Origin of the sequence: Rhizobium sp. R634 (assembly GCF_002211305.1) — a bacterium.
Classification (GTDB): Bacteria; Pseudomonadota; Alphaproteobacteria; order Rhizobiales; family Rhizobiaceae; genus Rhizobium.
On sequence record NZ_LOKW01000029.1, the window covers coordinates 247,549 to 262,024 of the forward strand.

Sequence of the window (14,476 nt, forward strand, 5' to 3'; positions counted from 1 at the left end):
TTGCTTTTGCAACGCGACGCGGTCTCGGGCTCCGCGCACAAGGATGCTCCGCAGCCCTATTGTCTCTGCTTCTGCAGGCCGCGGCTGCTCCATAACCGTTGCTTATTGCTCCAGAGATAATCGGTCTTAGGCAAGGGGTTAAAGCTTCGCTACTGTCTCAATCAACAACAAGGGAACGACAATGCCATTCTCCGACTACAAGACCGCACTGATAACCGGCGCATCTTCCGGAATCGGCGCAGCCGCTGTCGAGCGGCTCCGCCGGGAGAACATTGAGGTCCATGCCGTAGCCCGCAGTGCGGACGCGCTGCAGCAGCTGGCAGAACGCACCGGCTGCATCCCTCATGTCATCGACGTGACCGACCGCCAGGCGATGGCCGAGCTCGCGGGTCGGGTGGAATTCGACATTCTCGTCAACAATGCCGGCGTCGACCGGCCGAAGAAGTTCCTCGAAGCTGACGAGGGCGATATCGATCTTCTCGTCGACGTCAATCTCCGCGCGGTCCTGCACCTCTGCCGCCTGGTCGTGCCCGGCATGGTGGCGCGGGATCGCGGCCACGTCATCAATATCTCGTCGATCGCCGGCGCTTATAATTTCGGCGGTAACTCCTCCTATCACGCCACCAAGGCCGGCGTGAGCATGCTGTCCAACCAGCTGCGCATCGACGCTTTCGGCAAGCGGGTGCGGGTCACGGAAATCTGCCCCGGCCGCGTCGCCACCGACATTTTCAACCATGTCCATGGCAACGACCCCAGCGTCCGCGAACGGTTCATCGACGGCTTCGAACTGCCGCAGGCGACCGATATCGCCGATGCGATCGCCTTCGCCATATCGGCTCCCGTCGCGGTGAACATCGGACATATGGAAATCACGCCGACGTTGCAGGTCATGGGCGGCCTGCAGACGGCAAAGCCGCAGCCTGCGGCGAAGACGGATCCATCCGAGGAGCCGGGCCCGTGAGCGGTTTCGATCTTTCGGCCATCCTGGGCAATCCCGAATATGCCTCCATGCTGCTGCACGGCATCCAGATGACCTTCATCATCTATGCCGGGTCCTGGACACTGGCGATGGCGCTGGCACTCGTGCTGCTGGCTGTGCGCCTGTCGTCCTTCCGCTTCGGCGATCCGTTGGTCGCCGCTTACGTTTCCTATCACAGGAACGTCCCCACGCTGGTGCAGCTGATGCTCTGGTATTTCGGGATCTTCACGCTGATGCCGAGCGGCCTCTCGACATGGCTGGCAAGCCATAATGCCGAGGCGATCTTTGCGGTGATCGGGCTCGGCCTCTGCCAGGCGGCCTATTTCAGCGAAGATCTTCGTTCGGGTGTGCGATCGGTCAGTGACGGCCAGATGCAGGCGGCTCGCGCGCTCGGCCACGGTTACGTCTCGGCGATGCGCTTCGTCATCATGCCGCAGGGCGTGCGCAATGCGCTGCCGCCGCTTATCAATCACAGCGTCTCCCTGTTCAAGAACAGCAGTCTCGCGGTCGTCATTGGCGCGTCGGAACTGACGCATGCCGTCAAGGAAATCGAGAACCTCAGCTTCCGGACATTCGAGATCTACCTGATCGGCACGGTTCTCTACCTCTTCTTCTCGCTCGTGATCATGAGCGTCGGCGCCTATCTGTCGATGCGCGCGGATCCTGCCTGGAGGGCGCGCGCATGATCCAGGACATGATCGCCATCATCCACGATTACTGGCTGCTGCTTTTGATCGGCCAATATCCGAACGGGCCGCTCGGCGGGCTCGCCAACACGCTGATCCTTTCCGCGCTCAGCATCGCTCTCGCCTTTCCGGCGAGCATCCTGTTCGCCTTGGCGCGGCTTTCCAAATTGCGGCTGCTGCGCTGGCCGGTCACTGCGCTCGTTTATTTCACCCGCGGCGTGCCGCTGCTGATGCTCATCCTGTGGAGCTATTTCCTGGTGCCGCTGCTGACCGGCGCCGATGTGCCGAGTTTCGTCACCATGCTGACGACGCTAGTGGTCTATCAGAGCGCATTCCTGAGCGAGGTCGTGCGCGCCGGCATCGTCGCGCTCGGACCGGGCCAGATGGATGCGGCACGTGCGCTTGGCCACAGCTATATGGGCGCGATGCGCTACATCATCCTGCCGCAGGCGCTCTACAACATGATCCCGAGCATCATCTCCACCTTCGTCTCGACGATCAAGGACACCACGCTCGGCTATGTGATCAACGTGCCTGATCTGACCTTTGCGGCAAGCCAGGTCAACAATCAGCTGCTGACGCAACCCTTCCAGGTCTTCCTCATCCTGGCGATCGTCTACTTCATCATCTGCTGGACGCTCACCTACTTCGCCAATCGCCTTGAGCGGCGCATCACGCGGCGGCGTGCGGGACTGCTCAACGTCCCCGCCGCCGTGGTCGCGCCATCGAAAATCGTATCGGAGCAGCTATGACCATGTCCGTTTCAGCACAGGAATCGCAGACGATCCGGCTCTCGAAAGTCTGCAAGAGCTATGGCGACTATCCGGTCCTGAAGGACATTGATGCTGAGGTCGCGCGCGGCGAGGTGGTCGTCATCTGCGGCCCGTCCGGTTCGGGAAAATCGACCCTGATCCGCACGATCAATCGCCTTGAGGAGATCAACAGCGGATCGATCACGCTCGAAGGGCAGAACATTCACGCCGCCATGCGGGCGAAGGAACTCAATGCGATGCGCAGCCGGATCGGCTTCGTATTCCAGAACTTCAACCTGTTTCCGCATCTTTCGGTCGCCGAGAACGTCTCGATGTCGCCGATCCGGGTGAAGGGCGTTACGCCCGATGTCGCGCACGAAAAGGCCCTCAAGCTCCTCGACCGCGTCGGCCTTGCCGACAAGGCCCGCGCCTATCCCGGCCAGCTCTCTGGCGGCCAGCAGCAGCGCGTGGCGATCGCCCGCGCCCTTGCCATGGAACCGCCGGTGATGCTGTTCGACGAGCCGACGAGCGCGCTCGATCCCGAAATGGTCGGCGAGGTGCTCGCCGTCATGAAGAGCCTCGCCTCCGAGGGCATGACCATGCTCTGCGTCACCCACGAAATGGGTTTCGCGCGCGAGGTCGCCGACCGGATCTGGTTCATCGATGCCGGCCAGATCATCGAAATGGCGGCCCCCGAAGACTTCTTCATCAATCCACGCCATCCCCGCGCTCAGCGTTTCCTCGCTGATCTCAGGCACTGACACCAACGACCAAAAACAAAGGAGAACAGCAATGAACTGGAAATATCTGAGCCTCACCGTCGCATTCGCCGGCATGGCGGCAGCCTTGCCCGCAAAAGCCGATCAGCTCGACACCATCATGTCGGCCAAGACCTTGCGCTGCGCGACTTTCGCCGACGTTCCTCCCTTCGCCTCTCCCGATCCGAAGACCCGCGAAATGGCCGGTTTCGACGTCGACCTCTGCGGCGCCATCGCCAAGGAATTGGGCGTCAAAGCTGAAATCAAGCCGGTTTCGGTCGAAGCGCGCGTGCCCGAGGTCAAGCTCGGCCGCGTCGACATCACCGTCGCCAACCTTGCCTATACGCTGAGCCGCGCCGAACAGATCCAGTTCAGCGATCCCTATTATCTCGCCAAGGAAATGCTGATCGTGCCGGCCGACGATGCCGGCAAGACGAAGGCCGATTATGCCGGCCAGCGCATCGCCTCGACCAAGGGTTCGACCTCGGAGATGTCGATCAAGCTCAACAAATCCGACCCGCTGACCTTCCAGGATACCGCCTCGGCCTACCTCGCCGTCCAGCAGGGCAAGGCGCGCGGCATGGTCGCCAACACCATGACGACGACCAAGTTCGTCAATGAATCGAAGAGCAAGGGCAAGCAAATGCGGATGATCGAGGAGCCGATGCTCTACCAGCCGATCGGCATCGGCATGGCCAAGGATCAGCCGAAGCTGACGGCCAAGATCAACGAAATCCTGCACAAGCTCGACGAGTCTGGCGAGATCAACAAGATCTGGGACAAGTGGCTTGGCCCGAACACCGAGTACAAGATGACCCGCACCGACAAAGTCGTGCCGCTCGCGCAGCTGAAATTCGACCCGATCCCGTAGACCGACCGGTCTCGGAACCTCCCGAAGACATTCAACCGAGACAAGACGGCGGGATTTGCCCGCCGTCTACCAACGATGTGAGGCACCCATGATTCATATAAAAGACATCGCTGAACGGCCCAGCAAAGCTGACATCGAGGCCGTTTCGAAGTTTTCGCCGGCGACCATCCACGAAGCCCAGGGGCGCCGCGGCGCACTTTCCTCCCGCCTCAAGCCCGTCGACTACCGCATGAAACTGTGCGGCCCGGCATTCACGGTCAAATGCGCGCCGCGCGACAACATCATGCTGCAGCTCGCGATCAACTATGCAAAGCCCGGCGATATCATCGTCGTTTCGGCCGGCGAATATGAGGAAGCGGGATCCTTCGGCGACGTGCTTGCCAATGCCTGCCTCGCCAAAGGCATCGGCGGTCTCGTCACCGACACCGGCGTGCGCGATACGCTGCAGCTCAGAGAGCTCGGTTTCCCCGTCTTCTCCCTCAGCGTCTGCATCAAGGGCACGGTCAAGGAAACCATTGCGGCGGTGAACGACCCGATCATCGTCGGCGGCGAGACCATCAATCCCGGCGATATCATCGTCGGCGATGCCGATGGTCTCGTGGTCGTGCGCAGGCAGGAAGCGCGGGAAGCCGCCAGCCTCTCGCAGGCTCGTGAAGATGCGGAAGCCGGCTATATCGCCGCCTATAAGGCGGGCAAGTCGGTCATCGAGGTCAGCAAGCTGGAACCGGTGCTGAAGGCCAAGGGCCTCGTCGTCGATATTTGAAACGGCATCGGCGGCCCGGCGAAGCGAAGAGCGCTAGCGGAAGGGTTTCGCTACCTGGCGCTTGAGCAGATCTTCAGCCGCTCGATCAGCCATCGCCCCGCCGGTCCCGGCGGGACATCCGAGCGATAGGCTGCCGACATCGGCAGCCTCAGTCCGCCTGCGGGAATATCCACCACCGTCAGCTCCACCAGACGCTCGGCCTCGATGTCCGTTCGGACCGCGTGTGACGGCATCCCGCCCCAGCCAAGCCCGTTGATCAGGAAAGTGTGCTTGGCGAACAGATCGGCCAGCCGCCAGGTCTGCGGCGACATCACGCCGAACTCTCGTCCTTTCGACAGATCCGTTCTATCGGTCAGCACCAGTTGGACGTGCTTGGCGAGTTCGGTTCTCGAAATCGTTCCTTCGATCGCCGCAAGCGGATGATCCGCCGCTGCAACGACCAGGAACATCACGCCGGCGAGCGGCTCCGTGACGACGCCGGGCGGCATGGCCGGCAACGAGCCCACGATACCGAAATTCGCCCGCCGATCGAGCACCGGCTGAACGGTGCCGCCGAGCGCCTCCACGAACAGCCGGAGCGGCACATCGGGAAACTGCTGCCGAAAATCCTTGGCTGCCTCGGCGATCACGTGAATCGGGAAAAAGACATCGATGACGACGGATAGCTCCGGCTCCAGCCCTGCGGCCATTCCCTTCGCCTGAGACTTGAAGGCATCGACCTTAGCGATGACCTCACGGGCGGTCGCAAGCAGCATATTGCCCGATGCCGTCAGTTGCGGATAACGGCCTCTGCGATCGAAAAGGTCGACACCGAGCTGGATCTCGAGGCTGCGGACCAGCTCGCTGACCGCCGATTGCGCGCGCCCGAGCTTGCGCGCGGCCGCGGAAAAGCTGCCCTCGTTGGCCGCGGCGATGAAGGTCCGCAATTGATCAAGCGACAAACCATCCAGCATGGCGAACTCCGGTGACGTCGACCCCGCCTCGCGCCGGCGAGACAGCAACTTCGGTGAACATATCTTAGCATCGGATGAACCGATAGATTATCTCAGAAAATCACGGCTATTCGGATGGGTGAGATCATGGCATCGAAGCGATGCTACCCGGAAACCACAGACCGGGCCAGCGTAAACAACACAGTCGCACCGCCGCACCTTCGCGACCATCCTCGACGCGCTCTGCTGACCGAAGCGTCGTATCAACCCTGTTTTTAGAGGTACCAATGCTCCGCTTCACCATCCTCCTGCTTGCTTGCCTTTCCGCCGCCGGATGCCACACGACGCAGTTCGGCCAATCGCTCGGCTGGCCCGAACCGCAGCGCACCGGCAGTTCCTATTGAGCAGGAAGGATCGAACCTTGGAAATCGGTATCGACAGTTTTGCAATGCTCGTCACAGATCTGAAGTCGGGACGGTCTCAATCGGCGAGCGATCGCATGGAAACCGTTCTGGCCGAGGTCGAGACCGCCGATCGCGTCGGCCTCGACATCTTCGGCATGGGCGAGCATCACCGGGAGAATGCGCTCGATTCAGCGCCTGCGGTCATCCTCGCCGCCGCCGCCGCGCGCACCAGGACCATCCGGCTGACGAGCGCCGTCGCGGTATTGAGTGCCGCCGACCCGGTACGCCTGTTCCAGGAATTCGCCACCCTCGACCTCATATCCAGGGGACGGGCGGAGCTGGTGGTCGGGCGGGGCTCCTTCATCGATGCCTATCCGCTCTTCGGCTACGACCTCAGGGATTACGACGGGCTGTTCGTCGAAAAGCTCGATCTCCTTCTCAAGCTCAATGACGCGCCGCGTATCGCATGGCAGGGCCGTTTCCGGCCATCCCTGAACGGCGAGGGCGTTTATCCCCGCCCGCATCAGGAGCGTCTGCCGATCTGGCTCGGCGTCGGCGGCACGCCGGAATCCTTCGTCCGCGCCGGCACGCTCGGCCTGCCGCTGATGGTCGCCGTCATCGGCGGCAATTTCGAGCGCTTCCGGCCGCTCGTCGATCTCTATCGGCGGGCATGGCTAAGCGCCGGCCACCCTCCTGAAAAACAGAAAGTCGGCCTGCACGCGATGGGCTTCGTCGCCGATACCGACGAAGCCGCCAAGGATGTCTTCTTTCCAGGCTGGCTGCAGATGTTTACCGAGGCCGGGAAGGAGCGAGGCTGGCTGCCGCCGTCGCGCAGCCAATTCGACGCGATGTGCGGCCCCCGCGGAGCTTTCCTGATCGGCAGCCCGCAAACAGTTGTCGAAAAAGTCCTCGCCGCTAACGAGACACTGGGAGGAATTTCCCGCGTCACCTTTCAGATGAGCACCGCCGCGCTCGAAACGGAAGCGATGCAGCGTTCGATCGAGTTGCCCGGCACCGAGGTGGCGCCGTTGCTGCGCCATGCGGCCGCAGCGGACCGATAAACACCTGTTATTGAAAATATAATCTCTCTCTTGCCTCTGGCGTTCCAGCGGAACGCTGGAGGCGGCTTGATTTCGATGACCAAGCAGCAGCAGCGCATCTTTCCCGCGCCGCTTTTTATTTTCCTCCGTCACGTCCGATATTCCTTCCGCGCCTGCCTGATCGCTATAACGAAACGCTATGGCGGCAGAATGGAGTTATGTTGGCCAAACTCCGGCGCATGAACTTACTGTGACATAGCTGGCTGAAGCCGGCCTTGAAGAACCGCTTAAGCGGCGAAAGATGGTCCGAAGATGGACCGGAAGGTTTCCTAACACGGAGCGGAACAGATGACCTACTCGCTTACTCGCAGAGCTCTTTGCATGACGACCGCAATCCTGTCGTTGTCCGCCATCGTACCGGGCCTCTCGGCCCCGGCAAGAGCGGACGAAGACACGATCAAACTCGGAATTGTCGCGCCGATGAGCGGCCCCAACGCGCGCTACGGCGCATTCTCGACGCGCGGCGCGCAGCTTGCCGTCGACGAGATCAACCAGGCAGGCGGCATCGACGGCCACAAGATAGAAATCTATTCGGCCGACAGCCAGGGCACGCCCGTCGAAGGCGTATCCGCCACACGCCGCCTCATTGACGAGGACGAAGTCTCCTTCGTCATCGGCGACGTCTCCAGTTCCGTCACCCTCGCAATGCAGCCTGTGGCCGAAGATGCGGGCGTTCTTCTTCTGAATGCAGCCTCCTCGAACCCCAAGATCACCTATGGAGCAGGCGTCGGCGGCTACAAGTGGACGTTCCGCAACTATCCGACCGACGAAAACCGCGCCTTGATCGTCGCCAAATATGCCGCCGAACAGCGCGGCTTTACGAAGTACGCCGTCCTCTCCGTCGATACCGATTATGGCCGTTCGGCGATCGAATTCACCAAGAAGTACTTGCCGGAATTCAAGGGCGAAATCCTCAGCGAGGATTATTACAAGGAAGGCGAGGTCGATTTCCGCAGCGTGCTGTCGAAGATCCGCGACAACGGAGCCCAGGCGATCATCATGTACGGCCTTGCGGATACGACGCCGATCGTCGCCCGCCAGATGGTCGAACTTGGCCTTGCCGGCAAGGTGACCCTCGTCGGCAATGGCGAGTTCAATACGGCCAAGACGATTGCTTCGGCGCCGACGGCGCTCGAAGGCGCGGTCGAGGCCGCGGCATGGCTTCCGGCATGGGATTCCCCGGAAAGCAAGGCCTTCGTCGAAAAGTTCACGACGACCTACAACGAAGCACCGAACAACCATGCCTATGTGCACTGGGATACCGTTCACCTTCTCGCCAAGGCGATCCACGAAGCGGGCAGCATCGACCAGGAGAAGGTCCGCGACGCTCTCTCCAAGATCAAGTATAAAAGCCCTGTGGGCGAAGTGGCGTTCGATGATCACAATCAGGCGCGTTTGCCGATGATCCTCCTGCAGATCGAGAACGGCAAGCCCAGCATCAAGGGAGCCTATACCGCAGACATCAAGTACCCGACCCAGTAATCGGGGTCGCGAGGAGTACAACCATGTTCTCGACCATTCTCGAGCAGGTCGTCAACGGAATCGTGACCGGCTCCGTCTATGCGATCGTAGCCGTCGGCATGACGATGATCTTCGGCGTCCTCAGGGCGATCAATTTCGCCCATGGCGAATACTACATGCTGGGAACGTTCGGGGCCTGGTTCGCGATCGACTATCTCGGCCTATCGTATGAGGCCTCGATCCTTGTCGGCGTGCTTTCGACGATCGTCATCGCCTATGTCGTCGGGCGCTTCGTGATGCAGCGCATGGTCGGCGCCCCGGCGGAGGCCGGGGTGCTCGCCACGCTCGGCATTGCGCTGATTCTCCAGAATACGGTCATCCTCGTCTTCGGCGGCGGCTACAAGTTCTTCACCGGCGGCTATATCGAGCCGGTTTCGATCCTCGGCTTCAGCCTCGCCGAACAGCGGATCCTGATCCTGGTCGTGACGCTCCTCGTCTTCATCGGCCTCGAGCTGATGGTCACCTACAGCCGTATGGGCAAGGCCATGCGGGCAGTATCGCAAAATGTCGAATGCTGCGAGGTGGTCGGCATCGACGTCTCGCAGGTCGTGCTGAGGACGTTCATCCTTGGTGCTGCGCTTGCCGCACTTTCGGGTGTGCTGACCGCACCCGTCAACGTGAGCGTCTATGGCGGCATGGGTGAGCTCATCACCTTCAAGACGCTTCCGATCATCATTATGGGCGGCCTCGGCAACGTCCGCGGCACCTTCTTCGCGGCCATGATCCTCGGCATCGCTGAAAGCCTGGTGGCGACCTATGTCGGCCTCCAGTTCCGCGACACCGTCGGCTTCGCGACCCTGATCCTGATGCTGATGTGGCGACCGCACGGCCTCTTCTCCGCGCAGGCGCGCTTCTAGGCGCTCTGCAGGCCCATTCCTGAACTCGAGGACACGACATGTCTCTCACCGAAACCACTGCACAGCCGAGACGGCGCGATCTCAGGATCCCGCTCGCCGCCCTGTTGATCGCTCTCGCCGTGGCCGCTCCCTTCATCGGCAGCCGTTACGTCACGCATTCCCTGATCATCGCTCTGATCTTCATGCTGCCTGCGCACGGACTGAACCTTCTGGTCGGCTACACCGGTCTTCTGTCCCTGGCCCAGGCGGCTTTCTTCGGCATCGGCGCTTATGCAGCGGGTCTGCTGGCCGTCCACTACGGCACGCCCTTCTACGTGAACATCCTTGCAGCCGCCGCCATCGCCGGCGGACTGGCCCTCCCGCTCGGCATTCCCGCCCTCCGGCTGCGCGCGACGTCCTTCGTGATGTGCACGCTGGGCTTCGTCATCATCGGGCAGGCCATCGCCAAGAACTGGATCTCGCTGACCCGCGGCGACATGGGGCTCTCCAGCATCCCGAAGCCGCATTTTTCCCTTGGCCCATGGTCCTTCACCGTATCGGGCACGACGAATTTCTACTACCTGACGCTCGCGGTCGCTCTCCTTGCCACGCTGCTCGTCTGGGCGATCGTGCGCTCGCCGGCCGGCCGGAACATGGTCGCCATTCGCGAGAACGAGACGCTGGCGGAATCCGTCGGCATCCCAACCTGGCGCTACAAGCTCATCGTCTTCATGATCAGCGCCGCCTTCGCCGGCGCCGGCGGGAGCCTCTACGCCCACTACCTGACGGTCGTCAGCCCGCTGACCTTCCAGATGTATTATTCGACGACCGTGCTGATCATCGTGCTCGGCGGCGGCGCAGGCACCATCTCCGGCACGATCATCGGCAGCCTGCTCTTCGTCGGCCTGACCGAGGCGCTGCGCGTCGCCCCCGAAATGAGAATGATCGTCTATGGCCTCTGCCTGCTGATCCTCGTGTTCTGGTTCAAGAAGGGTTTCGCTCCGCTGATCAACCGCTTCTGGGACGCGATCGGAGGTGCGAAATGACAACCCATCTTCCCATCCTGCAGATCAGAAATCTCAGCAAGTCCTACGGCGCGGTCAGGGCCGTCAACGACGTCAGCCTGCACATCGAACGCGGCGAGATCGCCGGCCTCATCGGCCCCAACGGATCCGGCAAGTCGACGTTTTTCGACTGCTCGACGGGCCTTGCCCGCCCCGACGCCGGCACCGTCGTTCTCGACGGCCAGGATATCACCGGCTGGTCGCTGAACAGGATCGCCCGCGAGGGCAAGATGCTCCGCTCGTTCCAGAAGACCGTGACGTTCCGGTCGCTGGATGTGGAGGAAAATCTTGTCATCGCCGGTCAGATGTTCACTTTTCCCTCGCTCTGGTCGACGTTCGGCCTCGGCGCCGCATCTCGAAATCGCGTGACAGGCCTGCGGGAACGGGCACGCGATCTCATCAAGATGGCCGGTCTCTGGGACGTGCGGCATCAGCCGGCGGGAAACCTCTCGGGCGGCCAGCAGAAGCTCATTCAGTTCGCCTCGATGCTGATGCCGGAGCCGAAGCTCATTCTTCTCGACGAGCCGATGGCGGGCATCAATCCGAAGATCATCGAGCGCGTGGTCGAGACCATTCTCTATGCCAACAAAAGCCTCGGGGTCAGCTTCCTCGTCATCGAACACAATATCGATGTCGTGACCAGCATCTGCCAGCGAGTGATCGTCCTGGATCAGGGCGCGAAACTCGCCGAGGGATTGCCGCAAGACATCATTCAGGACCAGCGCGTGAGGGAGGCTTACCTCGGTGGCTAATTCGAATCTCACAATTCAGGACCTGCGGGCCGGCTACGGCAACCTCGACATTCTGAACGGCGTCGATCTCGATGTGCTGTCCGGCCAGTTCGTCGCGCTCATGGGACCGAACGGCGCCGGAAAATCGACGCTGCTCAAGACCCTCTACGGCATGACGACGATCAAGGGCGGCAGCATATCCTGGCAGGACAGGAACATTGCCGGCTACAAGCCGCGCGCGATCCTCGGGGAGGGCATATCCTTCGTGCCCCAGGGCCGCTGCAACTTTCCGCTGATGACGATCGACGAAAACCTGCAGATGGCCGCCTATACCCTGCGCGACGCCAAGGTGAAGTCCGACAGGGATTATGTCTATGATCTCTTCCCGATCCTGAAGACGCGGCGCAACACGCTCGCCGGAAACATGTCCGGCGGCGAGCAGCAGCTCCTGGAAGTCGCGATGGCGGTGCTGCAGCGCCCGAAGGTGCTGCTCGTGGACGAGCCCTCCGTCGGGCTGTCGCCGGCCGCGATCGGCATCGTCTTCGACGAACTTCTCCGGCTTCACGCGGCGGGAATGACCATCCTTCTCGTCGAGCAGAACACCAAGAAGGCGATGGAGGTCGCGCAGCGCGCGGTCATCCTGCGTCTGGGCAAGGTGATCTGGGACGGACTTCCCAAGGATATCACCCATGACGAGCTGGGTGAGCTGTTCCTGACCGGAAAGATGCGCGGCGAACTCGAAGCCGCGCATTAGACCAATCGCCCAAGCGGGCCTGATAGCACCGAGGAAACAACCATGAACAATTTCGTGGCCGCGTCGCGCGTGGCGCGCATCAAGATTTCGCCCAGCACCGCAGCATCGGCGCGGGCGCGCGAGCTGAAGGCGGCGGGCAAGGACATCGTCGATATGACCGTCGGCGAACCCGATTTCGATACGCCCGAGAATGTAAAGGCTGCGGCGCATGCAGCGATCGATCGCGGTGAAACCAAATACACGGCGGTCAATGGAACGCCGGCCCTTCGCAAGGCGATCATCGGCGACTTCGAACGCCGCCTGTCGCTGCAATATGCCGACAACGAGATCTGCGTCGGCGGCGGGGCCAAGCAGATCCTGTTCCTCGCCTTGATGGCGAGCGTCGAGAACGACGCCGAAGTCATCATTCCGGCGCCGTACTGGGTGTCCTATCCCGATATGGTGATCGCCAACGACGGCAAGCCTGTCATCGTCGAGTGCCCGCAGGAAAAGGGTTTCAAGCTGACGCCGGAAGCGCTCGAAGCGGCGATCACGCAGAAGACGCTTTGGCTGATCCTCAATGCGCCGTCGAACCCGACGGGCGCCGCTTACAGCCGCGGAGAGCTGGAGGCGCTTGGCGAAGTCCTGCTGCGTCACCCGCATGTCTTCGTCCTTTCGGACGACATTTACGACCAGGTCTGGTTTCGCGAGGAGCCGATGACGACGCTGGTCGCGGCCGTTCCGGCGCTGAAGGACCGGGTGCTTCTGACCAACGGCGTCTCGAAGTCCTACGCCATGACCGGCTGGCGCATCGGCTATGCGGCCGGACCGGCTCCGCTGATCGCGGCGATCAACAAGCTGCAGTCGCAGATGTCGTCCTGTCCGTCCTCGGTCAGCCAGGCGGCCGCCGCTTATGCTCTATCCGCGGATCAGTCCTTCGTGCGTGACAGCGTGAAGGTCTACAAGGAGCGCCGTGATTACGCCTGCGGCCGCCTCAATGCCATTCCGGGAATTTCCTGCCGGGTGCCGGACGGCGCCTTCTATCTCTTCCCGAACTGCGCCGGCGTGATCGGCAGAAAGACGCCCGAGGGAAATCCGATCGAGACCGATCTGGACTTCGTCCTCTACCTGCTCGACGGCGTCGGCGTCGCCGCCCTGCAGGGAGCGGCCTATGGGCTGTCGCCCTACTTCCGTCTTTCGATCGCAACCTCGATGGAGGCGATCAAGGAAGCTTGCGACAGAATCGAACGCGCCGTTGCGGATTTGCGCTAGAGCAATGTCGGGAAGGGGCACATGCTTCCTTCCCGCTGCAACGCGTTGAATCGGCGCGCCATAGTTTCCGAAAATCGATTCCGATTTTCGGGCCGATGCGCTAGGGTCCACGAAAGAGAGCGTGGACCATGAGCGTAGATTTCCGCAAGCTGAAAAGCTTCGTCAAGATCGTCGATACCGGCAGCGTGTCCCGTGCCGCCGCGATCCTTCGAACGGCACAGCCGGCGCTGTCGCAGCAGATCGCCTCGCTGGAAGCGCATTTCAAGCACAAGCTCCTGATCCGCAGCAATGTCGGCATCACGCCGACCGAGGCCGGGCTCATTCTCTACCGGCACGCTCAGTTGATGCTGAAGCAGATCGATCAGGCGCAGATCGACATCAACCAGGCGACTGCCTCCATTGCCGGGCGCGTCTCGATCGGGCTTGCGACCTATTCGACGTCGAGCTCGCTTTCGCTTCCGCTGCTGCGCGAAATGCGGATCAAGCATCCCCAGATCGTCGTGCACATCAACGACAGTTTCGGACAGATCCTCAGCGAACTGATCATGACCGGCAAGATGGACATGGCGCTGATCTATGCCTCCGAACCGATCAAGGGCACGACGCTGCAGCCGCTTTTCAAGGAGGAGATGTTCCTCGTTTCGCCGCCCGGCGAAAACCTGCCTGGTGCCGCCGGCGAAGCCCTGGCCTTGAGCGCACTCGCCGAGATGCCGCTGCTGCTGCCCAGCAAGAACCATCTGCTGCGGCGCCTGATAGACGATGCGCTGGCGCGCGCCCGCGCAACGCCGACGGTCGTCTCGGAGATCGAGTCGGTTCCCGCCTTGAGCGCCGCCGTCCTCGACGGGCTGGGCTCGACCATTCTGCCGGCCTCGGTGGTCACGGCGATCCCTTCCTTCGCGGGTGCCCAGGTGCGCCCGCTGACCAGACCGGTTATCGACGCCACCGTCTCGCTATGCGTGTCGGACCATCTTCCGCTCTCCGAGCCCGCTCTCGCGGCCAAGGCAGTGCTCCTCGAGATCGTCGGTCACATGACCGCGACCGAACATCCGGGCATTCGTCCCGTGTAGGATCGGC

15 protein-coding genes are annotated in these 14,476 nt (G+C 61.9%); 14 read left to right on the top strand and 1 reads right to left on the bottom strand.

Going from position 1 to position 14,476, the window contains the following annotated elements; all coding sequences use genetic code 11:
* Positions 1-181 precede the first annotated feature (181 nt).
* The 6 genes from ATY77_RS32065 to ATY77_RS32090 all read left to right on the top strand — a co-directional run bounded on the left by ATY77_RS32065 (position 182) and on the right by ATY77_RS32090 (position 4,809).
* Positions 182-961 (top strand): SDR family oxidoreductase, encoded by a 780-nt coding sequence (locus ATY77_RS32065; RefSeq protein ID WP_088690429.1) that lies wholly within the window; start codon positions 182-184, stop codon positions 959-961.
* Positions 958-1,665, top strand: a complete 708-nt coding sequence (locus tag ATY77_RS32070; RefSeq protein WP_088690430.1) for an amino acid ABC transporter permease — start codon at positions 958-960, stop codon at positions 1,663-1,665. The genes ATY77_RS32065 and ATY77_RS32070 overlap by 4 nt, the downstream gene beginning before the upstream one ends.
* On the top strand, positions 1,662-2,417 hold the full coding sequence (locus tag ATY77_RS32075) for an amino acid ABC transporter permease (protein WP_088690431.1): 756 nt from the start codon (positions 1,662-1,664) through the stop codon (positions 2,415-2,417). Before ATY77_RS32070 ends, ATY77_RS32075 begins: the two co-directional genes overlap by 4 nt.
* Positions 2,414-3,178, top strand: a complete 765-nt coding sequence (locus ATY77_RS32080; protein WP_088690432.1) for an amino acid ABC transporter ATP-binding protein — start codon at positions 2,414-2,416, stop codon at positions 3,176-3,178. Before ATY77_RS32075 ends, ATY77_RS32080 begins: the two co-directional genes overlap by 4 nt.
* 31 nt (positions 3,179-3,209) lie before the next feature.
* Positions 3,210-4,046 carry an ABC transporter substrate-binding protein gene (locus ATY77_RS32085; RefSeq protein ID WP_088690433.1) on the top strand — a complete coding sequence of 279 codons (837 nt, stop codon included), beginning with the start codon at positions 3,210-3,212 and terminating at the stop codon, positions 4,044-4,046.
* 88 nt (positions 4,047-4,134) lie between these two features.
* On the top strand, positions 4,135-4,809 hold the full coding sequence (locus ATY77_RS32090) for a 4-carboxy-4-hydroxy-2-oxoadipate aldolase/oxaloacetate decarboxylase (RefSeq protein WP_088673864.1): 675 nt from the start codon (positions 4,135-4,137) through the stop codon (positions 4,807-4,809).
* A gap of 50 nt (positions 4,810-4,859) precedes the next feature.
* Here ATY77_RS32090 and ATY77_RS32095 read toward each other — a convergent pair whose 3' ends face one another.
* The gene (locus tag ATY77_RS32095) at positions 4,860-5,762 is read right to left on the bottom strand and encodes a LysR family transcriptional regulator (protein ID WP_088690434.1); all 903 of its coding nucleotides are present in this window, start codon (positions 5,760-5,762) and stop codon (positions 4,860-4,862) included.
* 400 nt (positions 5,763-6,162) lie between these two features.
* On the opposite strand from ATY77_RS32095, the gene ATY77_RS32100 reads away from it, so the two are divergent.
* The 8 genes from ATY77_RS32100 (at position 6,163) to nac (ending at position 14,469) form a co-directional block, all read left to right on the top strand.
* Positions 6,163-7,206, top strand: a complete 1,044-nt coding sequence (locus ATY77_RS32100) for an Atu2307/SP_0267 family LLM class monooxygenase (RefSeq protein ID WP_088690435.1) — start codon at positions 6,163-6,165, stop codon at positions 7,204-7,206.
* 327 nt (positions 7,207-7,533) lie between these two features.
* Positions 7,534-8,727, top strand: a complete 1,194-nt coding sequence (locus ATY77_RS32105; RefSeq protein WP_088690436.1) for an ABC transporter substrate-binding protein — start codon at positions 7,534-7,536, stop codon at positions 8,725-8,727.
* A 23-nt stretch (positions 8,728-8,750) separates the two neighbouring features.
* On the top strand, positions 8,751-9,623 hold the full coding sequence (locus ATY77_RS32110; protein ID WP_088690437.1) for a branched-chain amino acid ABC transporter permease: 873 nt from the start codon (positions 8,751-8,753) through the stop codon (positions 9,621-9,623).
* A 38-nt stretch (positions 9,624-9,661) separates the two neighbouring features.
* Positions 9,662-10,648, top strand: coding sequence for a branched-chain amino acid ABC transporter permease (locus tag ATY77_RS32115; protein WP_088690438.1), 987 nt, complete (start codon positions 9,662-9,664; stop codon positions 10,646-10,648).
* Positions 10,645-11,418, top strand: coding sequence for an ABC transporter ATP-binding protein (locus tag ATY77_RS32120; protein WP_088690439.1), 774 nt, complete (start codon positions 10,645-10,647; stop codon positions 11,416-11,418). The genes ATY77_RS32115 and ATY77_RS32120 overlap by 4 nt, the downstream gene beginning before the upstream one ends.
* Complete coding sequence (locus ATY77_RS32125) at positions 11,411-12,151, top strand: ABC transporter ATP-binding protein (protein ID WP_088690440.1); 741 nt, start codon at positions 11,411-11,413, stop codon at positions 12,149-12,151. Before ATY77_RS32120 ends, ATY77_RS32125 begins: the two co-directional genes overlap by 8 nt.
* Positions 12,152-12,193: 42 nt before the next feature.
* Positions 12,194-13,402, top strand: coding sequence for an aspartate transaminase (locus ATY77_RS32130; protein WP_088690441.1), 1,209 nt, complete (start codon positions 12,194-12,196; stop codon positions 13,400-13,402).
* 128 nt (positions 13,403-13,530) lie between these two features.
* Positions 13,531-14,469 carry a nitrogen assimilation transcriptional regulator NAC gene (gene nac / locus ATY77_RS32135; RefSeq protein ID WP_088690442.1) on the top strand — a complete coding sequence of 313 codons (939 nt, stop codon included), beginning with the start codon at positions 13,531-13,533 and terminating at the stop codon, positions 14,467-14,469.
* Positions 14,470-14,476: the final 7 nt, after the last annotated feature.